Annotated in this window: 20 protein-coding genes; 16 read left to right on the top strand and 4 right to left on the bottom strand. The window is 31.6% G+C overall.

Annotated features, from left to right (window positions below):
- Positions 1-190: 190 nt before the first annotated feature.
- From DFQ02_RS00100 to DFQ02_RS00090, 3 genes are all read left to right on the top strand, one after another.
- Positions 191-1519, top strand: a complete 1329-nt coding sequence (locus tag DFQ02_RS00100) for a citrate (Si)-synthase (RefSeq protein ID WP_116038966.1) — start codon at positions 191-193, stop codon at positions 1517-1519.
- Between the two features lie 180 nt (positions 1520-1699).
- A complete protein-coding gene (locus DFQ02_RS00095; protein WP_116038965.1) occupies positions 1700-2986 on the top strand; it encodes a citrate synthase in 1287 nt (428 codons plus the stop codon).
- 149 nt (positions 2987-3135) lie between these two features.
- Positions 3136-4047 (top strand): dimethylarginine dimethylaminohydrolase family protein, encoded by a 912-nt coding sequence (locus tag DFQ02_RS00090; RefSeq protein ID WP_116038964.1) that lies wholly within the window; start codon positions 3136-3138, stop codon positions 4045-4047.
- A gap of 2 nt (positions 4048-4049) precedes the next feature.
- Here the strand turns inward: DFQ02_RS00090 and ppk2 are convergent, their stop codons facing one another.
- From ppk2 to DFQ02_RS00070, 4 genes are all read right to left on the bottom strand, one after another.
- Positions 4050-4832 carry a polyphosphate kinase 2 gene (ppk2, locus tag DFQ02_RS00085; RefSeq protein ID WP_116038963.1) on the bottom strand — a complete coding sequence of 261 codons (783 nt, stop codon included), beginning with the start codon at positions 4830-4832 and terminating at the stop codon, positions 4050-4052.
- A 46-nt stretch (positions 4833-4878) separates the two neighbouring features.
- Positions 4879-5928, bottom strand: a complete 1050-nt coding sequence (locus DFQ02_RS00080; protein WP_116038962.1) for a nucleoid-associated protein — start codon at positions 5926-5928, stop codon at positions 4879-4881.
- Between the two features lie 284 nt (positions 5929-6212).
- Positions 6213-8648, bottom strand: a complete 2436-nt coding sequence (locus DFQ02_RS00075) for a ribonuclease HII (RefSeq protein WP_116038961.1) — start codon at positions 8646-8648, stop codon at positions 6213-6215.
- Positions 8649-8695: 47 nt separating this feature from the next.
- On the bottom strand, positions 8696-9295 hold the full coding sequence (locus DFQ02_RS00070) for a ribonuclease HII (protein WP_116038960.1): 600 nt from the start codon (positions 9293-9295) through the stop codon (positions 8696-8698).
- A 431-nt stretch (positions 9296-9726) separates the two neighbouring features.
- Between DFQ02_RS00070 and DFQ02_RS00065 the strand changes: the two genes are divergently transcribed.
- The 13 genes from DFQ02_RS00065 (at position 9727) to DFQ02_RS00005 (ending at position 23282) form a co-directional block, all read left to right on the top strand.
- On the top strand, positions 9727-11742 hold the full coding sequence (locus DFQ02_RS00065; RefSeq protein ID WP_245940185.1) for a putative porin: 2016 nt from the start codon (positions 9727-9729) through the stop codon (positions 11740-11742).
- 504 nt (positions 11743-12246) lie between these two features.
- Complete coding sequence (locus DFQ02_RS00060; protein ID WP_147297715.1) at positions 12247-13860, top strand: tetratricopeptide repeat protein; 1614 nt, start codon at positions 12247-12249, stop codon at positions 13858-13860.
- Positions 13861-13887: 27 nt separating this feature from the next.
- A complete protein-coding gene (locus DFQ02_RS00055; protein WP_147297714.1) occupies positions 13888-14712 on the top strand; it encodes an outer membrane beta-barrel protein in 825 nt (274 codons plus the stop codon).
- Positions 14713-14973: 261 nt separating this feature from the next.
- Positions 14974-15477, top strand: coding sequence for a porin family protein (locus DFQ02_RS00050; RefSeq protein WP_116038957.1), 504 nt, complete (start codon positions 14974-14976; stop codon positions 15475-15477).
- 80 nt (positions 15478-15557) lie between these two features.
- A complete protein-coding gene (locus tag DFQ02_RS00045; RefSeq protein ID WP_116038956.1) occupies positions 15558-16211 on the top strand; it encodes a hypothetical protein in 654 nt (217 codons plus the stop codon).
- A gap of 100 nt (positions 16212-16311) precedes the next feature.
- Complete coding sequence (locus DFQ02_RS00040; RefSeq protein WP_116038955.1) at positions 16312-16965, top strand: hypothetical protein; 654 nt, start codon at positions 16312-16314, stop codon at positions 16963-16965.
- A gap of 146 nt (positions 16966-17111) precedes the next feature.
- Complete coding sequence (locus tag DFQ02_RS00035) at positions 17112-17963, top strand: hypothetical protein (protein ID WP_116038954.1); 852 nt, start codon at positions 17112-17114, stop codon at positions 17961-17963.
- Positions 17964-18014: 51 nt separating this feature from the next.
- Positions 18015-19088 (top strand): sensor histidine kinase, encoded by a 1074-nt coding sequence (locus DFQ02_RS00030; RefSeq protein WP_116038953.1) that lies wholly within the window; start codon positions 18015-18017, stop codon positions 19086-19088.
- 62 nt (positions 19089-19150) lie between these two features.
- Positions 19151-19867 carry a LytR/AlgR family response regulator transcription factor gene (locus DFQ02_RS00025; protein ID WP_116038952.1) on the top strand — a complete coding sequence of 239 codons (717 nt, stop codon included), beginning with the start codon at positions 19151-19153 and terminating at the stop codon, positions 19865-19867.
- 107 nt (positions 19868-19974) lie between these two features.
- Positions 19975-21033 (top strand): hypothetical protein, encoded by a 1059-nt coding sequence (locus DFQ02_RS00020; RefSeq protein ID WP_147297713.1) that lies wholly within the window; start codon positions 19975-19977, stop codon positions 21031-21033.
- A 155-nt stretch (positions 21034-21188) separates the two neighbouring features.
- Positions 21189-22133 (top strand): toxin-antitoxin system YwqK family antitoxin, encoded by a 945-nt coding sequence (locus DFQ02_RS00015; RefSeq protein WP_116038950.1) that lies wholly within the window; start codon positions 21189-21191, stop codon positions 22131-22133.
- A 40-nt stretch (positions 22134-22173) separates the two neighbouring features.
- On the top strand, positions 22174-22662 hold the full coding sequence (locus DFQ02_RS00010) for a hypothetical protein (protein WP_116038949.1): 489 nt from the start codon (positions 22174-22176) through the stop codon (positions 22660-22662).
- A gap of 125 nt (positions 22663-22787) precedes the next feature.
- Positions 22788-23282, top strand: a complete 495-nt coding sequence (locus DFQ02_RS00005) for a hypothetical protein (protein WP_116038948.1) — start codon at positions 22788-22790, stop codon at positions 23280-23282.
- The last annotated feature ends 440 nt before the right edge of the window (positions 23283-23722 follow it).

Below are 23722 nucleotides of genomic sequence, written 5' to 3'. Positions count from 1 at the left end.
TTTTTAATAATAAGGAAAGGCCAAATTCAAATCTTGAATTTGGCCTTTTTGTTTTCTTATAGGTCATTTTTAATTTTTTATTAATTAACAATAAATACTTTGTTTTGTGATAATTATCATATTTTATATGTTAAAAATATGATAATTTTATAAGGTATCTCTGTTGAATAATTTAACATCACAATATGTCATGAGCAAGTTAAAGGATACCTTATATCAAAAGATTCTGGATCATAGAAAACGCACCACTAAGCTTTTAAAGAAAAGTGGAGATACAGTTATTGATCAGGTTACAGTATCTCAAATAATTGGTGGTATGAGAGGGATAAAGAGCCTAGTAACTGATATATCATATTTAGATCCTTATGAAGGTATTCGTTACAGAGGGTACACCCTTCAGGAAGTGTTAAGTAAATTACCAAAGGCTGAAGGAGCAGAAATGCCATATGTAGAAGGGCTTTATTACCTGTTATTAACAGGAGAAATGCCTTCAAAAGAAGAAGTTGAAGAGCTTATGGTGACCTTTAGGAATCGCCGAATTGTACCGCGTTATGTATGGGATGTTATAGACTCTTTTCCTAGTGAAAGCCACCCTATGGCAATTCTTTCTGCAGCCGTTATGAGTTTAGAAAGAGAGTCTCATTTCAATGTGAAATATAAGCAAGGTCTGAGTAAAATGGATTATTGGGATAGTACATTTGAAGATGCTACAAACCTAATAGCCAAAATGCCTTTAATAGGAGCTTATATTTATAACAAATTGTATCAAAAAGGGAAAGGGCATCGTTACCCTGACCCATCTATGGATTTAGGAGCAAATTTTGCTTATATGATGGGAAAGGATAAACCATATGATGATGTGTCTCGTATGTATTTTATTATTCATGCAGATCATGAAAGCGGTAATGTTAGTGCTCATACTGGGCATTTAGTAGCCAGTACTTTGTCTGATGTGTATTACTCAATATCAGCAATGATTAATGGTTTAGCAGGACCTTTGCATGGACTGGCAAACCAAGAAGTTTTAAGATGGTTACAAGGCTTGAGAAATCAAATGGATGGTAAATTACCAAGTGAGGATGAAATGAAGCAATATGTGTGGGACACCTTAAATAAAGGGCAAGTCATTCCAGGTTACGGACATGCTGTTTTAAGAAAAACAGACCCCAGATATACAGTCCAAAGAGAGTTTTGTTTAAAACATATGCCTGAAGATGAATTGTTTAAGTATGTAGATGCTTTATACAAAGTTGTTCCGGGTATTTTACGAGAACAGGGTAAAGCAAAAAACCCATGGCCTAACGTTGATGCTCAATCTGGAGTTGTGCAATGGCATTATGGCATTACTGAATACGATTTTTATACAGTTTTATTTGCCATTGGAAGATCTATTGGTGTTTTATCAAATATTATTTGGGATAGAGCATTAGGTTACCCTTTGGAAAGACCAAAATCTGTAACTACAGATATGTTAGAAAAAATGGTTAGGTCTACCAAAGAGTTTGTAAACACAAATTAGTTTATATTGTTTTTTTGAAAAAACAAAAAAGTGATTATTTTTTTAATAATCACTTTATTTATTTGCTGACAATTTTCAATATGCCTAATTTGAGTAACATCCTTATTGATAAACTTTAATAATAGAGCCTTTTTTTGTAATTTAGCGCTCCGCTTAAACAAAATAAATTTACTTGAACTTATGGCAAAAACTGCAACCTTAGAAATAGAAGGTAAAAAATATGAATTTCCTTTGGTCGAAGGGACGGAAAATGAAGTTGCAATAGATATTAAAAACCTTAGAGCTTCAACAAATGGTTATATCACTTTAGATTCTGGGTATAAAAATACAGGATCTTGCGAAAGTGCTATTACTTTTCTGGATGGAGAACAAGGAATATTAAGGTACAGAGGTTATGCAATTGAAGAATTAGCGGAAAAAGCAGATTTCTTAGAGGTAGCATATTTATTGATTTTTGGTGAGTTGCCTACAAAAGAACAGAGTGATAAGTTTCATAATGATATTAAGAAAGAGTCTGCCGTAGATGAAGATGTAAAGAAAATTTTAGATGCTTTCCCCAAAGCAGCGCATCCTATGGGTGTTATATCTTCTTTAACAAGTGCCCTAACGGCTTTTAACCCTTCCTCTGTTAATGTGAATTCTGAGGAAGATATGTACAAATCTGTAGTACGTATTTTGGGTAAAATGCCTGTATTAGTAGCATGGACTATGCGCAAAAAGCAAGGGTTGCCCTTAGATTATGGAGACAATTCATTGGGGTATGTTGAAAACCTTTTAAAAATGATGTTTTCAAGACCAAATAGCTGCTACGTTCAAAACCCTGTTCTAGTGAATGCCATGGATAAGTTATTGATTTTACATGCAGACCATGAGCAAAACTGTTCAACCTCTACGGTTAGAATAGTTGGGTCTTCGCATGCAGGTTTGTTTGCTTCTATTTCAGCCGGAATTTCTGCCTTATGGGGACCATTACACGGAGGAGCTAACCAAGCTGTTTTAGAAATGCTCAAGGCAATAGAGGCAGATGGAGGAGATACAAAAAAATACATGGCTAAAGCAAAGGATAAATCGGATCCTTTCCGTTTAATGGGATTTGGACATCGAGTTTATAAAAACTTCGACCCTAGAGCTAGAATTATAAAAAAAGCTGCTGATCAAGTATTACATGATTTAGGAATTGAAGACCCTATTTTAGAAATTGCTAAAGGGTTGGAAAAAGAAGCCTTAGAAGATCAATATTTTGTTGATAGAAAATTATATCCTAACGTAGATTTTTATTCGGGTATCATATACAGAGCTATGGAGATACCTGTTGAAATGTTTACCGTTATGTTTGCTATTGGTCGTTTACCTGGTTGGATTGCCCAGTGGAGGGAAATGCGTTTGCGTAAAGAACCAATTGGTAGACCAAGACAACTGTATATTGGGGAAACAAAAAGATCTTTTGTGCCAATAGAGGAAAGATAAAGTTTAAATTTTTATAAATATATATTAAGCTTCATAGTTTTTCTATGAAGCTTTTTGTTTTTAGTTGGTTCTTATTAAGAATAATTCAAAAATCAACTTTTTTATCATTAGTTTTGAAACTGTAAATTCTAAAAGTTTTCCAGCTGTTTATGAAACTTAACATTCAAAACGAAACGTCTAGGTTAAGAGCTGTGGTATTAGGGACTGCGGAAAGTTGTGGGCCAACCCCAAAAGTTGAAGAGTGTTATGACCCTAAAAGTATTCAGCACGTATTAGCAGGAACATATCCTAGGGAAGAAGATATGATTTTAGAAATGGAAGCGGTTGCTCAAATTTTAAAAAAATACGATGTTACAGTTTACAGACCTGATGTTTTGAAAGATTGTAACCAGATTTTTTCTAGAGATATTGCTTTTGTTATTGAAGACAAGATCATTAAAGCTAACATACTACCTAATAGAGATAAAGAAATTGAAGCTATTAGATATGTTTGGAATAAGATAGAAAAAAAGAACAGGATTATTCTGCCAAAGGAGTGCCATGTTGAAGGAGGTGATGTCATGCCATGTAACGATTATATATTTATTGGTACTTACACAGGTAATGATTACCCAGACATAATAACTGCAAGGACTAATATACAGGCAGTTCATGCTATTCAAGAATTATTTCCTCATAAAAAAATAAAAGCTTTTGAATTACGTAAGTCTAATACGAATCCTAAAGAAAATGCATTACATTTAGATTGTTGTTTTCAGCCTATAGGAAAGGGTAAAGCAATCATTCATAAAAATGGTTTTTTAAATGAAAGTGACTATAAATGGTTGGTTAATTTTTTCGGGAAGGAAAATATGTTTGAAATTACTCAAGGTGAAATGTGTGATATGTATAGTAACATTTTTTCTATTTCTGAGGATGTTATTATTTCAGAGCAGAATTTTATCCGACTAAATAAATGGTTGCGTGAGCAAGGTTTTACAGTAGAAGAAGTCCCGTATGCAGAAATAGGCAAACAAGAAGGTTTGCTTCGTTGTACAACTATGCCTTTAATTAGAGATTAAACTTAATACTTTTCAGGAATAAACGTTTGATAATCTAACGGTGGGCGGACATAAGCATCTTTATTTGAGAGCTCTGGTAGCTCAATAGGTTCAACATCCATCTTTTTGTAAGGAATCATACTTAAAACATGGCTAATGCAGTTTAATCGAGCTCGTTTTTTGTTGTCTGAGTTAACCACGTACCATGGCACTTGTTTGGTGTCTGTATGAGCAAACATTTCATCTTTAGCTTTAGAGTATTCTAGCCATCTAGAACGAGACTCTAAGTCCATGGGGCTAAACTTCCAGCGTTTTAACGGGTTGTTAATACGGTTTTTAAAACGCTTTTCCTGTTCTTCATCACTTACTGAAAACCAATATTTCAAAAGAATAATTCCAGAGCGTACCAGCATACGTTCAAACTCTGGGCATGAACGTAAAAACTCTTCATATTCGTCCTGAGTACAAAACCCCATAACTTTTTCAACACCAGCTCTATTGTACCAACTTCTGTCAAACAAAACAATTTGCCCAGCATGAGGTAAATGATAGATGTAACGTTGAAAATACCATTGCGTTTTTTCTTTCTCTGTAGGAACACCTAAGGCAACTACTTTACAAATACGCGGATTTAAAGGTTCTGTAAAACGCTTAATGGTGCCTCCTTTGCCAGATGCATCTCTACCTTCAAATACAACCACAACTTTTAACCCTTCTTTTTTAACCCATTCTTGTAAATGAACTAACTCTGTATGGAGTTTTTTTAATGCAGCATTATATTTTCTGGTTGAGATGGTATTTGACATATTTTAAGGTTTAGGTACTCAAATGTAATATTTAATTGGTAAACACTTAGTTTTCGGCATTAAAAAATACTTTGTAATAGTGCATTTTTTTAGTTTCATCATATCCTCTCTCCAAATATTCAGCAGAAGCATCTGGGGCATCAATATCGAGTTTTATTTGAATATTGGTGTCTAACGTAATGTCGGTTTTTATTTTTTTCTTTTCCTTGTTCACCACACGTTCGGCAACATCAAACTGATTTCTAAGAACAATATTTTGTTCGGTTTCAAAACTTTTCTTGTATTGTTCAAATTCTGTTTTATGCTTGTCTTCCTCAAAAAGTTCGTCTTTAAACCGTTCTATATTGACAACTTCATTTTCTTTAAAAAAGTCTATAGTTTTTGCTAAAAACGTATTCTTTTCTTGAATACCATAGCTGGTTTTTATAATATCTGAAGAAAAATCTTTACATAGTTCAATGTATTGTTGGGTGTGGCTATTGGAGTCATCAGCATATTTTATGTTTAAAAATTGGTTTAGCCAATATTGGGCATCATAATTATTATTGTCTACACTAAAAATGATATTACCTTCTGTATCGGTTTGATTTAGAATTAAACAGCCTTTATCAACTTTTTTAGAGTTAATACCTTTTTGTACCAATATATCGTAACTGTTATTATCTAGATATGTCTGAAAGAAATTAACCTTATTTTCAATTTTAAAGATGCCAAGGGCGTTGGTGGTAATATCATTAAATTCTATACCTTCAAAAAGTACCACTAAAACATCGCCAGTTTTAATATTGGCTGACGTTGACTGTTCGTATAAATGCGTAACAATGTGTTTAGAAACTTCAATAAAAGTTTCCTCATCTTTAAAAATTTGTGAACTATAACTGTTTATTTCATTTAGGTTTATATTGGCGTGATGGTTAAACCTATAGCTTTGAACTACACTACTAAAGGGTCTTAGCAAAAAAGGGAGTATTAAATCATAACTAGCTTCATCAAAATCAACTATTTTTTCAGAAAATGCATTTTTTGTATCATTAAATTTGTTGCCAACCTTATGGATTATAAATTTTGAAATTGAGACATTTTTCCTTGATATCATAATATTTACTTTGGTTATGCAATAGTAATAATTTCAATAAATAAAACCATAAAAAAAGCGCCAAAGCAAAAATGCTTTGACGCCTGAGATTTGAGGACTTAGGATTATATATACTTTTATAATGACTAATACTTAAAAGCTACTAAAAAGACAAAGCAGCCAAAAATTAAAATTTTTGGTATGAATAGTTGGAAATATCTGGTTAATAGCTATGTTAAAGATAAAAATTAGTTTTCTTTACGCAATACTTTAACTCAGATATATTTTACGGACTTAAAAAAGGACTAATTTATCTGATACAAAATCAAAGAGTTATTCTCACCTTTGGTTATAAATTCAAGGTTTCGGTCTCCATCAATATCATCTAATGCTATCAATGAATTTCCATAAACTGGGAAGTTCGGAATCATTTTAGATAAACTATCAAACAAATAAACTTTATGTGATTGTTTATCGGTTACCGTTACATAAATTTTATCATTTATATAAAAAATGCATGGTTCCGTATAATCACCAAAATCTAGCTCTGTAGTCTTGCCTTTAATTGTAAGTTTATTTTCGTTTAAAGTCACTAATGTTTTGCTAGTACTATTTAAATAATGGTTTTCAGAAAGACCAATATTTTTTAATGACACATCACCATTAATTTTTACTGAATATAGATTGCCATTTATAGTTGAGGTTGTGAACTGATTATCATGTAAGAAAACGGATTGATTTGAAAAGCTGGCATTTGTTTTAGGGATTACCCGAGAACGCCCTGTTCTGTCTAAAATGTATAGCTTGCTTTTAGTCTTAAAAGTCAAATAATCTTTACTACCTATTCTAAAATGTTTTGGTTGTGAAATAATATTATCATTGGCAGATTTAAATGTGAATCCATTAACAAGTTTTGCTCTTACATCATACATTAGTAGGTATTTACCTTGAGTAACTAATAGCCTATAATTTTTCTTTTTGTCATAGTCAAAAACAGATAGAGGTTGGGTGATTTTATCATTAAATTTACCAGGGAAAGGTGCTACATCTTTTCCGTTTCTGTCAATTACATAAAGCCTATTAGGTGTTGCAAAGCATAATTGCAATCTACCATTTTTATAAATGTCTATTTGATTGATATTACCTAAAACAGGACCTTGCAGTTTCTTTTTCCAAATAATTTTTCCTTCATTAGAAATTAAATATAAGTTATTATTTATGTCCTGTACCACTATTTCCTTTTGCTGGGTGATGTGATTTGTAAAAAACTGAGGCCGATTTAAAATATCGGTATCTAGTTTAATGCTTAATTCTTCTGAGACTGAATTTATTGAAGCACTTGATTTACTCTTTTTAATGACACCGTTTACATGGGCAAAATTATAGTCGTAAATAAATTGAATAGCTGATGTGTGATATTTATCTAGTTTGAGATCTAAATCATCTTCTAAGTTTTTATTTATAACTTTATTTAAAGTTGAAGGGCTATAAAGACACAATATGGACGATTCATCACTTAAATATTCTTTAACATTTTTAAAGTAATAACGCTCGTTCAAGGTGGTTTTATTTTGGTAGTTTGTAATGATATTTTGAAGTAATTCAATGGAATCTGCAAACACAAAAAAACTGTCAATTACACAATACATATTAGCATTGTTGAAAGAAACCAAAGGTGTAAAGGTTTTAGAGAATACCAATGGGTTGTCAAAATTAAAAATATCAACTTCGCGATAAGAGTCTATAATGTTTTCGTTTCCTGCCAGAGCATCCTTAGTCGCAATGTTGTCTATAGAATTTAAAACAATAGCTCGTTCTTTACCTTGATAAATAACACCTACCTCAATAATATCTCTAAATAAACTAGGACTTACGTAGGTGGAGTCTTTTTTATTAAAAATTAGCAAGTTGCTTTCTATAGTTTTAAAATTATCAAATGTAAAGCTCATAAAACCATCACTGTTTGAGGGGGTTATGTTTTGTGTTTGATTTTCTTGTGGAATGGTGTTTTTAAAAAGATTAATGGCGCTTTTAAGAGAATCATCAGCTTTGGTTATGCCGTTTAATATGATTTCGTTTTGGTTTGCTTCAACATCAAAAGCAATATAATTAGTGAAATTCTTAAGCTGAAGATTCTCCTCACTAGTAAAAGTATTTATGAAGCTAGAATTTGATTTAACAATAACAGAACAGGTCTTGTTATCATTAAATGTGCTGTATACTTTTTTTAAATCGGTATTAATTTCACTTTTTGTAAAAACGTTATCTAAAATTTCTTTTGAAGACGAAGCAAAAAAGGTGCTGTCAATAATCGTACTATAAAACGGCTGGTTGTTTAATGTAGATTTTAAAACTATTTTGTTCTTGTATTTTAAGGTCTCTTCACTGTAATTTTTTAAGGAATCAGTTTTTAATAATCCAGAATAATATTTAGTAATAACGGTAAACTGAAGGCTATCTTTTGCATCTTTAGAAAAGCATATTAAAATATTATCTAGGGGTTTTACAAGGGAGGTGTTTTCTAAAACGTGTTCCAGTTTTTGGTAGTTGGTGCTATTTGAAAGTTTTTTTAAAAAATCACTGTTAGTTATAGTGTTTTTTAAACTCTCAAAATTTGAAGTCTTTACAATTATCGATGCGTTTTCGGGGGCAAAGTCAATGAGTTCGTTGCGTTTGGTTTTGGGGTTTGAACAACTTAAAAGAGAAAATAAAAAAGAGAGAGTTAAGAGATAGGGTTTCATTAACAGATTAATTTTCTGTAAAGATAAATAACTTATTTAAAGGTTACTTATAAATCCAGTTTTAGCTGTTCTGGTAATAATTTAAATGATTTCCGGTGATACTTTGTAATACCAAATTTCTTAATGGCTGCTCTATGTTCTTTTGTTGGGTAGCCTTTGTTTTGCTTCCAATTATACATTGGAAATTCTTCATGAATTTTATTCATATATTCATCTCTGTAAGTCTTAGCTAATACAGAAGCGGCAGCAATACTCATGTATTTACCATCACCTTTTATTATGGTTTCAAAGGGAATTCCATTATACGGTTTAAATTTATTGCCGTCAACTATGATGAATTCAGGTTGTATCTTCAACTCTGCAATAGATTTATGCATAGCCAAAATTGAAGCATTTAAAATATTAATGTTGTCAATTTCTCTTTGAAATACATGAGCTACTCCAAAAGTTAGACAATCAGATTCAACAACAGATTTAAGTGAGTGACGCTTCTTTTCTGTTAACTGTTTGGAATCGTTCAAAACAGCATTTTCAAAATCTTCTGGCAGAATAACAGCAGCCGCAGTAACAGGGCCCGCAAGACACCCACGTCCAGCTTCATCAGTGCCACATTCTAATATAAAATCTGTATGATTATTTAGTAACATTTATCTTCTTAATTGTTCAAAGCTATGATATTTCAGAATTTGATTATTACAGAACTAAAGTAATTTTGGTTTTTTTGGTGTGATTTTTATGATTAATTCAAAGTGTTTATGGTTTTTGTAATAAAAACAAAAGTAATTATTTGAAACAGTGTTTTTTTTGTTAATTATATAAATTTAATGCCTTATAAATACTTATTTTTTTCATTTTTTTTTATCATAATTTTTGGTTTTTATTAATAATATCATCAAGTTTGTGTGGACTAACTCAAAGTAGATATTCTTGTTTATATTTACAAAGAAAGCCAGCTTAAAATGCTGGCTTTCTTTATTTAAAATAATTAGAGACACTTTACGTTCAAATAATTACTTTTGCTTCTTGAAAAAAGTAATTAACACTCAAAAAACTATCTTTAATATCCCATATGTTTAACATGCCAAAAACTTTTCAATTAGGTAAAAGCCATAAAATGATAAAAGGAGTCCTGGCGTGTTTATTCTTATGTTTATGTACTTTCTCAAATGCACAGAGAAGAAATCCTGGGGATTTTGGTGCCCCAGGTGGTGTGGGTTCTCCAATAAACAAAACAGCAGCCCCAAGTAAATCTAAGAAAACACAAGACAGTGAAAATCAAGAGAAAGCCAATATTAAGGATTATATAATTATTTCTCATCAAAACGACACTACTTATGTAGATACGACACTAACCATACAAAAGGAGTATAAATTCAATTATTTAAGAAGGGATAATTTTGGTCTAATGCCATTTTCAAACTTAGGTCAAACCTACAATACACAAACCTTTAATTTTCAAAATATGGGTTTAATGCCAAATTTTGGAGCAAGGGCAAGACATTTTAATTACTTTGAGGTTGAAGATATTAATTACTACAGGGTGCCAACTCCTTTAACAGAATTGTTTTTTAAAACGGCTTTTGAACAAGGTCAATTAGTCGATTCATTCATCACCATTAATACATCGCCTGAATTTAATTTTTCTATTGCCTACAAAGGATTACGGTCTTTGGGTAAATATCAACATATTCTAACAAGTACAGGAAATTTTAGATTTACTTCAAACTATCATACCAAAAACAATAGGTATAATTTTAGGGGACATATAGTTACACAAGATTTATTGAATCAAGAAAATGGAGGATTGAGAGATTCTGAATTAGATTTTTTTGAATCTGGTGCGCCTGAATATATTGATAGGTCTATTTTTAACCCAGCTTTTGAGAATGCAGAAAGTATCCTTTTAGGAAAGCGATTTCATTTAGAGCATGATTATGAGCTTATTAAAAAGGACTCACTTTCAAAAAATGCTATTAAGTTGGGGCACATTATGTCTTTTGAAGACAAATATTTTCAGTTTGATCAAACTTCAAGCGCAACAAGTTACTTTGGAGATGCATTTGTGACTTCAAGAATTAAAGACAGAGCTACCTTAGAGAACTTCTATAATAAGGTTTATGTTAGTTACAGTAATAATCTTTTAGGTGATTTGCAATTTAGTCTAAGTAGTAACAATTATAATTACGGTTATAATCAAGTGGTTATTCTTCAAGACAATACCATAATAACAAACAGGTTAAAAGGAAATATCTTATCTGCTGAGGGTAAATATCGAAAACAATATAAAGGTTTTGAATTAGATGGTGAGTTTGGTTTAAATATTTCAGGTGACTTTGAAGGGAACTTTATCAATGCTAAGGCCACTTTTAATTTAAACGAAGATATTGCAGCTTCGGCATCTTTAAATCACAGTTCAAGAGCACCAAATTATAATACTTTATTGTATCAAAGCAACTATAAACTTTATAACTGGCAAAATAACTTCAATAATATAGAAACCCAACAATTAGCATTTCAGTTAAGGTACAAGCAGTTGGCAAACATTACTGTAGATTTAAATACCATAAGCGATTATGTGTACTTTAAAGAAGACCAAACTAGTGTTGAGCCTTATCAAATAAGGCCTTTTCAAAACAGCGGAACCATAACATACCTAAGGGCGAAGTTAGAAAACGAAATTAGACTGGGTAAATTTGCACTTAACAATACGGTTATGTATCAAAATGTGCAAGATGATAACAACAGTATTAACGTACCAGAACTCATTACCAGAAACACATTTTACTTTTCTAGTCATTTGTTCAAAAAAGCTATGTATTTGCAAACAGGTGTGACTCTCAATTATTTCACAGAATATTATATGAATGCCTACAATCCTTTATTGGCAGAATTCTATGTGCAGAACGATGAAGAATTTGGTGGTTTTCCGCGCCTTGACTTTTTTATCAATGCTAAAATTAGGCAAACTCGCCTATTTTTAAAAGCAGAACATTTCAATTCGGCTTTTACGGGGTATAATTATTATTCTGCTCCTAATTACCCATACAGAGATTTTGTGGTTCGTTTTGGGGTCGTTTGGAATTTCTTTATGTAAACTTATATCTTTTTATTAATTCTAAAGTTACTTATTTAACCGTATTCAAGGTTTAACTTTGGGTTAAAGTTTAAACACATTGTTTGGTTTCGAAAAATAGAATATATAAACATTTACTGGGTAAGTATATTTTGTTTTTTTGTTGCTATGGTTCCTTCTACAGTGTTTGACATTCAAAAGAGCTTGTTCAACGAAATTCGTTGATTTTTAGGAAATAATCTTCCTTAATTTGTTTTGAAATAAACTGGTATGCCTTAATAATAGAGTGCTATTTCTCTTTTTTAATTTTAGGCTATGGAATAATATGGTGTTCTTGCTTTGTATTGATTTGTCCAAAAGCAGAGCTCATTGAAATATATATTCAGGTTGAAATATTCATGTAATCGCTGTGATTGTCTTTTCCTATCCAAGATTATCCGCCTTAGACAATCTTGGACACGTTCTATAACTTAAATGGTTATTTTAGAAATATGATTGAAGAATTATTAAATAAAAGAAAAAAGTATGAAACGTAGCATTCTAGTCCTTATAAGCATATTGTTTTCAATGAATTTGTTGGGTCAGAATCAAGGTGGAGTAAGTTTTTCTGCACCAGATAAAAACAGTTCATTGATGGATTTGGCAAAAATATTATTTCTTCCTGAAAAGGAATTTTCATTCAACATTTCAACTAAAGATACTAAACAAAGTTATGCCGAAATAGAGAGTATTAAAGTTAAGGATGAAAAATATTTAAATCAGCTTATAGGTGAGTTGAAAAAGGATAGCTTAAATCCATTTTACCTAAAGGACATAGCTGATTATTACACAGAGGTTAATCAAACTAAATTGGCAAAACAATACTATTCCAAGGCGTATAAAAACTTAAATACCAAATTCCGTAAACCTATAAAAGATATGAGTAAGGATAGTGCCTCTTATTATTCTTTCCGAGGGCTCTTAAAATTAAAATTAAGTGACACAACAACAGCTCTGAGTGATTTTAAAAAGGCTGTTCAATTAAAGCCAACAGATTCCATCGCTCTAATCTTTTATCCTATCTTATTGATTGAAAAAGGTAAGCTTAAAGAAGCAGATTCTTATATTAAGCGTTTGATCGCCAATTCAGAATGTGCAACCGTTCCCTATATTTGGTTAATAATAAATGAAACCTTTAATAAGCTTCCTGAACTTGCAAAATTAAAGGAGAAGGAGAGTATAAGCAAATCCTTTAAAGAAAGAAGCTATGATGAAATATTAGACTTCAAAATATTAGATTCCTACGCCTCTAAATGTAAAGCTAATCAAGAAATTCAAAATGCCCGAGTCATGGCAGATATTCTTGGTCTTTTCGCAAAACTAGCTTCAAGTGGTGCCCCTGATAATTCTGAAATCACTAATTATAATGATTTTAAATATCAACAATGGAAGAATCTTGAAACTATATTTTTGAATATTAACGATTATGAAATGAACAAGCTTCATGAAATAATTAAAATATTGGCACTTTTAGAAACAGATAAAAAACTAAATGACTATTCACTTTTTAAATGTTATGGTTTTGTCTATTTTATGTTAAGAGATTGGGAAAAGACTATCTTTTATTTTAACGAGGCGATTAGGGTTTTTCCAACAGAAAAAGGGTCAAAGGATTTTAACTTGAATGAGTGTTACGGCAATTTAGGACTTATTTACTTGCAAAAGTCCGATACTTTAAATTTTAGAAAATTAATTCATGAAAAAATAGCCAATGAATCCGATATTAAAAATACATTGGATGACCAAATAAAATTGGCAAACGATTATTATTTAAATGGCGATATACACAAAGCCGAAGGCTATTGCAGAAAAGTTAGGGAAATAAACCCTGATCATTTTGATGCATTACGGTTATTAGCGCATATCAACATCCTAAAAGGCTCTAAGTTACCACCTATTTTTCAGTTAGATAAGGCCAGAAGATATGTTAATAGCAATACCGACGCCTATAATTTACTAATGCAATACGCTATTTATCAAATCTACAATGGAGATATCAAAACAGCCAAAGGCAATATTGAAAAAGCTAGGGAAATAAATGGAGGAGGCGATTGTGCTTTATGCGACAAATTATTGGCAGATTATTGTAATGATAAATAATAAAGATTTACTTTTAATTTATTTGATATGAAAAAAGTTACATGTTGTTTTTTACTTATGTTTTTTCTTTCGGCACAAAGCTATTCCCAAACCAAGCTTGGCAAAGCAGAAGGTAGTTTAAAGGATAATGATCAAAAGGTGTCCAGGTCGTCAAACAACCATCATGACAGTGATTACGATGATTCTTTCGTAGCGGTCATAGCTTATTACGCCGCCGAAGCTGTTTTGTCCGTAAGTTACTATACGCTTATCGAATCACCTTTTGAATATGGAAACCATGCCAGTACAGCTGGTATTACAAAACGCCCGTATTACACCTTAAATAAAGGCAATTATAACTTTTCTCCCAATGAGGAAGAAATCAATTTTTTTAGAGCCGATCTATCTGGTTATTATATATCCGAAAACAATAATCTAAAGGGCATGCACCTAAATTTGGATATGCGTTTTCTTAAACGCATGGGTGCCGAACTAGACTATTTGCAACTATGGGAAAACAACCCCAATTTTGGCAAGGACCATTTGGCATTGTACAGCTTACTAGCCAAATACTACCGCGTTCGAACAGAAAAATTTGACTTGTATTGGGGCCTTGGAACAACTTATGTTGATGGTAGTGTTGATGAATTTGGATTTACCTATGGTTTGGGAGCCGAATTGTTTTTTGCGAAACCCATGAGTTTAGAAGTTAATTTTAGCCAAACGTATATAAACTCACAAACCATTAATAAATTTAATGGCCTTTTAAATTACCATGTAAAACAATACAAAGTTATGGGAGGTTATGAGCATCTTAAGATTGGTTCGCAAGATTTTTCCATGATCACATTAGGCATAGGAGTGTTTTTTTAAACATTGGCTTTGATGGATTTTATCATTATTGGCCGTTCTGTGGACCTTGTTTTATGATCTAATTACCCAAAGCAGTGCCATTTATAAGACGCTTGAGCGTTGAAAATATCAATTAAAAACGTGGCCAAAGATGTTCAATATCTTTTAGTGTTTGACCCCCAGCGAACCTTGTTTGTCGAAATTTATTATTTCACAAGAGTATTAATCTTACTTTCATTATGATAAATCATAATTTAAATCACTAACTTAAAATTAATTAACATGAAAAAAATTATCCTAACAACAGTACTTTTAATTAGTATCATGAGTTTATATGCCCAAAATTTTGGAATGAGGGCAGGTGCAGATTTCGCAACCGCCAAAGCAGAATTTGATGGATTTAGTATAAGCGAAAATGAAACCGGGGTTTATATTGGGCTTTTTGCAAGATTAAACATCTCGGAAAGTTTTAAAATTAGGCCAGAAACTAATTACATTAACATAAATGATTTAGATCAAATCCAAATTCCAATTTTAGCTGAAATAGGACTTTCAGACAAGTTTAATGCCTTGGCAGGCCCAAGCTTTGGGTTTTTATTGGATACAGAGGAAGGTTCAAAATCGTTTAATTTTGGTCTTGACTTTGGGCTTTCTTATGATATTACCAAAAAGTTTTTGGTTGAGGCTAGATATTCACTAGGGCTCTCTAATTTGGCCGGAGATGATTTCTTTGATGCTTCTCTTAAATTACATGGATTGTTTGTGGGGGTTGGCTACATGTTTTAACACCATCATACCTATTGTAATAATTTCAAATACTTGTTATAATTGGCCCTTGGTAGATTGTATAATTAATGGTTATAATCATGAAAAAAATAACTTTTTTTAAATCTACCAGAGGCCTTGCCTCTTATCAATTAATTGCTGGTTTCATAATATTAAATCTATGCTTAGGTTGTGCCTCTTTTCCCAAAACGCAAACACCTTCAATTTGCCATATCAACCTTAATAACATAAATTTAATAGAAGGCACTTATGCCATGAAACATTGTTATCCTGATTCAAAAGATAGTATTATTTATAAGAGTGTTTTCAATGAGGATTTAAATAGATACCCTACGCTATTTGAAGAAATCAATAATGGTATATTGGTAAAGCGCTTAAAAATGAATTCTGAAAAAGAATATACATTTTCCTTAAAAATTTTAAACTTAAAGCGTATTGAAATTGATTATCTTGAAGATAATCTTGTTGTTAGAAAAAATAGTGTTAGATACAAACTAAAGGAAGATGGTTTTGTGCATATAAAACACAGGAACTTTAAAATAATAGGCATTCCCTATGTTTTAGGTGGAATTAATAAAAAAAGAACCCGCTTGGCACTATTTGAAGATAATAATTTGCTTTTAGAGGCATCCGAATTCGAATCGGGAGGGGTGTTTTATCCTGGGTTTATAATACCCGCCATTAATTTTGCCTCAAAGTCGAAATATAAAAAAATATATCAGCGAATAAATTAAATCCTGTGTTTGACGACCTTCAGTCAGTATTGGACGAAATTTGTTGATTTTGAAGCTGTTTTGGTTTTGTTTTGACTTCAATTAACTTAAATTTAGTATTATGAAAACAATTCAATCCTTTTCAGTATTTATAGTTTTTGCACTATTTTTGACCTCATGCATCGTAAATTCTTTGCATCCATTTTATACTAATAATGTGCTTCATTACGAACCAAAATTTGAAGGCAATTGGGTAGATCAGGGTAATGGCGTTTGGAATGTAAAATCATTTCAGCAAGTTTTTAAGGAAGTAGAACGAGATCTCGATAAGGAATCGCACAAAAAGTATAGTAAGTATAACAACATAAGCTACTATGTAAATTATGAAAAAGACAGTTCCAAAGCCGCTTTTCTTGTAGTGCCCTTTAAAATTAAGAATCAGCTATTTCTAGATTTTACCCCAGTAGATGATAACGAAAGTCTCAAACATATAAATGATGTCTACAAAATGCATTTAATCGGCTCCCATGCCTTGGTTAAGTTAGACATGGATTCCAAAGAAAACATAAGTATTAAATGGCTTGACTCAGATAAATTGGAAGCCCTTTTAAAAGCAAATAAAATCAATATTAAGCACGAAAAAATTGGATTAGACGAAGACATTGTTTTAACCGCTTCTTCAGAAGAATTGGTAAAATTCGTTGAAAAATATATCGCTTCTGAAGATATAGACAAATGGAAAACGGATGTTGAATTTATCCTTAAAAGAAAATAAGTTAGTTACCATTGCTTAATATATGACTAAATTGGGTGTGACTGAGATACATAAAATTGTTTACCTCCTAAATCAATGTGTTTGACGAATTTGCTTGAAAAGGTATGGTTTTTCTTCTTAAATTGTAAATAATAAGTTGAGGTCTTATGAAAAGAATCAAATTTTGGTTGGCAATTATAGGTGCAACATTGTTTTTCAACTCATGTTCAAATATTGTTATATCCTATAACCCATTTTACACAAAAGACGTAGTTTATTTTGAACCAAGACTGATAGGCAACTGGATGGAACCTGAACTTGTAAATGATGATGAAGATTATGAAATTCCAAGGGGCAGTTGGGAGGTACAAAAATTTAAAGATTTTCTTTTTAACTATCATGTAAATCCATACGTGCCCCTCGAACATAATAAGGATAATTTTAAAAATATTGAAGGATTAGATGATGTGTTATTTAGATACAAAAAAGATTTAGAAGAGCATGAACATTATAAGAATGCATATGCCATAATTCATAGGAAAGGTGAAACAAGCACCATATTTATTGGCACCCCTTTTAATATTGAAAACCAATTGTTTATTGATTTAATGCCCATATACCAACGTGATTGCAGTAACAACAATTACAGTGAAGATAAACCTGATAGCAATCTTTTTTTTAAAGCCCACATAGTTGCTACTCATTCACTAATAAGACTGAAAATTAAATCTAATAACATGGTTTATTTAAATTTTATTGATGAACGACAGCTTAGTGACCTTATTGATGCCCATAAAATAAAAATAAGCCACCAAAAAGCGACCAATGCTTATGATTATGTAAATGCTACCACTTCCTTTGGTATGGGGTACGAGGATTATTTATTATTAACAGCGAGATCGGAGGAGTTGGTAAAGTTTATAAAAAAATATGCCAAGGATGATGATAAATGGATTAAATACAGTGAAAAGGAAGATTTTTGGGGAATACTTCATTATCTATATCTAACAAGAGATTAAAAGATAACTAAGATTTCTCTTTGACACATTAGTGATTAAAAAACTAAAAACATGAACAATTTTGCTACACGAGCTGCCAGTATGTCTTTAAGAGATAATATACTATTTAATTTGGTATTATGGGCATGCTTATTTGTTGTGTTCCTTTTTGTTTTTGCAGAAAGTCTACATCCTTATCCGATCGATGTCATTTACACAGTTGGTTTTTTATTAACAGCCCTAGCACCGGTACTCATTAATTTTTTCATCTTGATTCCGAAGTTATTAAAATCCGAAAAATACCTGTTGTATCTTATCACTTTCGTCATTAACCTTTTAGTATTTTCTAAGTTAAGTACTTTGTATTTTGAACGCTCCCTCGACTACCTTTTTCCAGATTATTACTTTATAAGTTACCACTCCAACACCACTTTATTTACTATTTACAGCTTGTTGTTGGGTGGTACTACCTTAATAAAGCTCTCGGTAGATTGGTTCTATTTTAACCGCCAAGAAAACCGTGAACTAAAAATGAAAAATAAACAAATACAGACTCAGCTTTCTTTGTTAAGATCGCAAATAAATCCGCATTTTTTGTTCAATTCGCTTAATGTGATTTACGCCTTGGCCATCGAAAAAAAGATAGAGACTAAGGATGCCATTGTACAGCTTTCTGATATTTTACGGTATGTGATTTACGACTCGAACACGCCACGCGTAGCTTTAAAGGATGAAATAACCCTATTAAAAAATTATATCGAATTTCAGAAGTTTAGGCAAAAGGAAACAGGAAATATCAAATTTAATTGTAAGGTCGATAACGAAAATTACCAAATCTATCCTATGCTATTAATACCTTTAGTAGAAAACAGTTTTAAATATGGGATTAAGGGGGATATAAATAATAACTTTCTTAATATTGATTTATCACTGCAAAATGACGAATTCATGTTTCACATTGAGAATAATTACTCGCCGGACCAATTGAAACCCAACCAACATTCGGGTGTTGGATTGGAGAATATCAAGAAAAATCTTGAGATTATTTATGCTAAAACCCATGAATTTAAAATAGTGAAAACCAAGGATACTTTTGGAGTGATTTTAAAACTGCATAAGCATGAAATGAGCTACCACAAATCTTGATACCCTCCAAGATGGTTGTGAGGTGAATGGCATCTGACCATTAAAAAAAATAAAACATACAGATGAAAATTAATTGCTTAATAATAGACGATGAGCCGGCTTCTCAAACTGTTCTGAAAAAATTTATAGAAGATGTTGATTTTTTAGAATTGAGAGCTGTTTGCGATAATGCCATTGAAGCTATTGAAAAACTAAAAGAACTCAATGATATCGACCTGCTATTTTTGGATGTAAACATGCCCAAAATTTCAGGATTAACCTTTTACAAATCATTACAAAACCCGCCTCATGTTATCTTTACAACTGCTTATCCGCAATATGCCGTAGATGGGTTTGAGGTAAACGCCATCGATTTTTTGTTGAAGCCATTTTCATTTGAACGGTTTTTTACGGCAGTGAATAAAGTACTTGAAAAAAGATTCTCTAATGGCAAACAAACAAATGGAAACCAATCGGAAGACGAGCGATTCATATTCATTAAATCGAACAAAACCCTTCATAAAATCAACTTTGAAGATATTTTGTTTGTAGAAGCTTATGGTGATTATGTAAAAGCACATTTAGATGATAAATACATATTAACTAATGCAACGTTTACATCAGTTTTAGATTCCCTACCAAAGAAAATGTTTATCAGAACCCACAAATCGTTTGCTATTAATTTCAAAAAAATGACAAGCATTAGTGGCAATCAAATTACCATACAAAAACATAAAATCCCCATAGGGCTAAAATTTAAAGAAGAGTTTATGAAAATCGTAAATGACACAAATCAATAAAACAGGAGGTTAAAATGAAAATAAGGTGTAAAAAATTTTAAAAAAATACCTGGGGCCTGGTTTTGATCCTTTCATAGGAATTAATACACTAAAAAATGGTTTTAAAAATGAGATATTTGTCTTGGCTTAAGTTAACGGCTTTGTTCTTATGTGTACTTTCATGTAATACCGATAGCCATAATCCAGCATTTCAAATTACCGACCCCTGTGAAAGTAGTAGTCCAACGCCAGATAGTCTACAATATACACCTGTTTATGTAAAGCCCGTTATAACGTCTCCTGATAATAATTCAATTATCCCCATAATTTATGGGGATGAAGTCGTTGAAATTAAGTGGAAAGCGCCAAAAGATGCGAATTATTTCGAGTTGAAATATTTTCAATTAGACCATCCTTACAATTGTTTGGATTATGAAAAATTCCATCGATTGGGTGTTGTCAGGGAAAATGGTGTTATAATTAATCAAGGTACAACAGGCTTTTATCGCACTAATAGGCGTTATTATTGGTTAATCAATGGGATTAATCATCCTTTCTATAAACATTTTTCTGATTCTCTAAAAATTACACAAGACACTGTTTATGTGGCCTATAGAATGCGGTCAAAAATATTTGACAGGGTTAATCTTTCTGAAAAATTTAGCTTATGGAGTGATGTAAAAACGTTTGCTATGGTGCCTCTTTTCAATTTAAAGAAGGATATTATCGAGGTGACCTATAATTTTAATTTTATTGCAGAAGAAACGAACGAATACTATTTTTCAGGGATGGCTAAAGCGAATAATTATCGACTTAATAACATTGCTTCAGATAATCATTTAAATTTTGAAAAAATCAAATCCATCAGACCAGTAAAATTTGTAACCAATTTTTTAAGAGGGTATGAGAACATTAAAAATCCATTTCCATGGATAGTGATAGGATTCAATGAAGATTATGAATTTAAAAAAGTGTTTTGCCCTTTTGAGGTGCTTGGAAGTGTTTCCCCAGATTTAGAACAAGGAAGTCGTTCTATAGAAGGGCAGTTTTTGCAAACTTTCTCAAATAATTTTCTTTCTCAAATGATCGATTACGATTTAAAATTAGCCTATAAATTACATGATAACCCTGGCACTGAACATGAGATAGGAATAACTTTAACCTATGAGGTTTTTAGTGATTATTAAATTATTTTCATTGTTCAAGTTTAAAGTTGAATAATATATTATAATTTAAGTGTTCGTCATTCAGATATTTGTGTTTGACGAAAAAAAAATAATTAATCACATTTCTTTTTAATCTTTGATTTACACTTTCTAAGCTTATAATTAAAAACTGACCGATGAAAAAGGTATTAATTCTACTGTTCCTAATTCCACTTATTAACATCGGCCAGGAGAAAGAAATTATTGATTTTAATGATATCAATAAAATTGGGGAGCTTTTTGTTTCAAAAAAAGACTCGACCATAATTTCAGGGAAAATCAAATATTTTCATGAGAATGGACAATTAAAGGAAGAATTAACCATCAAGAATGGTAAATTAAATGGTATTAGCAAAAAATGGTATGAAAATGGGCAGTTAAGTTATGAAGTAACTTATAATAATGGAATAGCCAATGGTGTCATCAAAAAGTGGTATGAAAATGGTCAGTTAATGAGACAAACACCAAAAAAAAATGATAAAATTGAAGGTGTTGCAAAAGAGTGGTATGAAAATGGGCAATTAAAACGAGAACAAACAAATAGGGATGGTAAAATAGAAGGGTTTGACAAAGAGTGGTATGAAAATGGGCAGTTAAGTTTTGAGGGCACTTATATAGAAAATAAAGCAGAAGGCGTTTTGCTTGAATGGCATGAGAATGGTCAATTAAAATCCAAAGGAACAAAGAAGAAAGATTTAATGGAAGGCCTTGTGGAATGGTGGTATGAGAACGGACAGTTAAGAGAGAAAGCAACCTTCAAGAACGATAAAAAAGAAGGCCTTGCACAATGGTGGTATGAGAATGGAAAGTTAAAAGAGGAAGTAACATTTTTAGACGGACAAGAAAATGGATTATTAAGAGCATGGCACCAAAATGGACAACTAATGGGCAAAGGAATGACGAATAATGGAAGACAAGAAGGTCTGTGGCAACATTGGTTCGACAATGGGCAGATGGAATACGAATCGTCATTTAAAAGTGGAAAACCAAATGGAGTTTGGAAGTTATGGGATAGGGATGGGAAACTACTCAAGGAGCAAACGTATAAAAAAGGAAAATTAATCTCAGAGAAAAGTTATTAAAATCGATTTTTTTTCAATTATTTACACTGAATATTAAATTATGAAGAATATCGTTTTTCTAATCACAACCTTATTGGTTATTGAATGTCGGGGTCAACAAGGTTTTTCATTCTCCTATTCTACAAACAACACTTTGGGAATAGATGTTTTAGCAAGAGAAGGCAACAATAGGCTTCATTTTGGATATTCACATCAATTTAATGGACAGGGGCTGAATACTGAGAACAAAAAAAAGGAAGGGTTTACGGAGACTAAAAGCGGGAAATATTTTTGGGCATGTGACTTTGGATATAGCAGGATATTTTTTAATCACCTTGCCGTTCATTCTGAAGTGAGTATTGGAGCATCAAAGAAGTTTGCCAATTTTAAAGACGATATGGGTGAACTTAATGATTATTCACTTATAACTTGTAGAAACTTGGCGGCTGGTATTGGGTTAAAATTAGGTTACTTATTTAAATTTGGTTTTGAACCTTTTATTGGAATTCATACGCTCAAAAAAGTGGAGTTTGGACTTAGAATTTTCTAGTATAAATTATTTCATTTTTTGAAGTATTCTCTAACTTTTGGAAAACATACAATTACTTTATATTTAAAAAATTAAACCCAGTACTCGCTTTAAATAACCTAACAACCATTTTAATACATGCCTTTATGATAAAAACATCAATTTTAATTTTTAGTTTGCTGGTCATTAATAGTCTGGTTGCACAGACAATAGGACTTAAAATTTATAACAAGCAAAATGATCAAGAAGTTTTAATTAAGGAAAATAAGAGGATTCGTATTAAAACTTTTGATGGCCTAAAATTAACCGGGAGGTTTAAAATAATAGACGATGAAACTATTTCCATAAAGAAAAAGGAAATAAAACTTAGTCAAATTGAAAAGATTAAAAAGCATCCCCTAGTTATGTCTATTTTAATAAATGGGTCACTTTATTATTTAGCGGCCGGGTTTATCATTGGTGGGGTTGAACTAGCAATTTTGGCGTTTTCTAGCGGGGATGCCTCTGCTATACTTCTTACTCCTGTCGTTGTACTTATAATGGCACCAGCTCCATTTTTAATCAAAGGAGCAATTAAATCACCAAATATTCTTAAAAGCTATAAAAGTTCGGAGCAGTGGCAGTATGAGGTAATAGAATAATAGTTGTGTAATGTTAATAGATGGTTTTTTAAATGACTTATTCCAACTTTATAGAAATGAATAAGTTCCGTTTTAACACGATGAATAAATGGAATTTCTTTCCTTGAGAACATTGCTCCAGATAACCATTTAAATTTGGTTATGAACCTTTTGTTAGAGTTTATAAGCTCAAAAAAGTGGATTTTGGTGCATGGGTGATTTGATTTTTTGCATGGTGTCCTAAAAAAGGGAAGCCTACACTGCCTTTTGGCGTTTTTTGCCTTGTCCTAACGTACTGTGGTCTATATGGTTGCGATTTTTTTAAAAAAGGTTTAAAAAAATGCAAAAAAAGTTCTTGTGGAATGGGAAATAGGTATTATGTTTGCACCCGCAAAACGGGGGATTGTTTTTCGGTTTTGCGTTGTTCACGATAGGTATTTAGGAATAAAGAAAAGTATTAA

This window comes from Seonamhaeicola aphaedonensis (assembly GCF_003386195.1).
In the GTDB taxonomy this organism is placed as follows: domain Bacteria; phylum Bacteroidota; class Bacteroidia; order Flavobacteriales; family Flavobacteriaceae; genus Seonamhaeicola; species Seonamhaeicola aphaedonensis.
Note: the sequence above shows the minus strand (reverse complement) of the source record. Positions and strands in the feature narration are given on the sequence as shown.

Bases quoted from the DNA above. Each gene is read 5' to 3' on its own strand.
- DFQ02_RS00010 (WP_116038949.1), top strand. From the start codon at position 22,174: ATGAAGAATATCGTTTTTCTAATCACAACCTTATTGGTTATTGAATGT.
- DFQ02_RS00020 (WP_147297713.1), top strand. From the start codon at position 19,975: ATGAGATATTTGTCTTGGCTTAAGTTAACGGCTTTGTTCTTATGTGTA.
- DFQ02_RS00090 (WP_116038964.1), top strand. From the start codon at position 3,136: ATGAAACTTAACATTCAAAACGAAACGTCTAGGTTAAGAGCTGTGGTA.
- DFQ02_RS00060 (WP_147297715.1), top strand. From the start codon at position 12,247: ATGAAACGTAGCATTCTAGTCCTTATAAGCATATTGTTTTCAATGAAT.
- DFQ02_RS00030 (WP_116038953.1), top strand. From the start codon at position 18,015: ATGAACAATTTTGCTACACGAGCTGCCAGTATGTCTTTAAGAGATAAT.
- DFQ02_RS00050 (WP_116038957.1), top strand. From the start codon at position 14,974: ATGAAAAAAATTATCCTAACAACAGTACTTTTAATTAGTATCATGAGT.
- DFQ02_RS00005 (WP_116038948.1), top strand. From the start codon at position 22,788: ATGATAAAAACATCAATTTTAATTTTTAGTTTGCTGGTCATTAATAGT.
- DFQ02_RS00040 (WP_116038955.1), top strand. From the start codon at position 16,312: ATGAAAACAATTCAATCCTTTTCAGTATTTATAGTTTTTGCACTATTT.
- DFQ02_RS00035 (WP_116038954.1), top strand. From the start codon at position 17,112: ATGAAAAGAATCAAATTTTGGTTGGCAATTATAGGTGCAACATTGTTT.
- DFQ02_RS00055 (WP_147297714.1), top strand. From the start codon at position 13,888: ATGAAAAAAGTTACATGTTGTTTTTTACTTATGTTTTTTCTTTCGGCA.
- ppk2 (WP_116038963.1), bottom strand. From the start codon at position 4,832: ATGTCAAATACCATCTCAACCAGAAAATATAATGCTGCATTAAAAAAA.
- DFQ02_RS00075 (WP_116038961.1), bottom strand. From the start codon at position 8,648: ATGAAACCCTATCTCTTAACTCTCTCTTTTTTATTTTCTCTTTTAAGT.
- DFQ02_RS00095 (WP_116038965.1), top strand. From the start codon at position 1,700: ATGGCAAAAACTGCAACCTTAGAAATAGAAGGTAAAAAATATGAATTT.
- DFQ02_RS00025 (WP_116038952.1), top strand. From the start codon at position 19,151: ATGAAAATTAATTGCTTAATAATAGACGATGAGCCGGCTTCTCAAACT.
- DFQ02_RS00065 (WP_245940185.1), top strand. From the start codon at position 9,727: ATGCCAAAAACTTTTCAATTAGGTAAAAGCCATAAAATGATAAAAGGA.
- DFQ02_RS00100 (WP_116038966.1), top strand. From the start codon at position 191: ATGAGCAAGTTAAAGGATACCTTATATCAAAAGATTCTGGATCATAGA.
- DFQ02_RS00045 (WP_116038956.1), top strand. From the start codon at position 15,558: ATGAAAAAAATAACTTTTTTTAAATCTACCAGAGGCCTTGCCTCTTAT.
- DFQ02_RS00080 (WP_116038962.1), bottom strand. From the start codon at position 5,928: ATGATATCAAGGAAAAATGTCTCAATTTCAAAATTTATAATCCATAAG.
- DFQ02_RS00015 (WP_116038950.1), top strand. From the start codon at position 21,189: ATGAAAAAGGTATTAATTCTACTGTTCCTAATTCCACTTATTAACATC.
- DFQ02_RS00070 (WP_116038960.1), bottom strand. From the start codon at position 9,295: ATGTTACTAAATAATCATACAGATTTTATATTAGAATGTGGCACTGAT.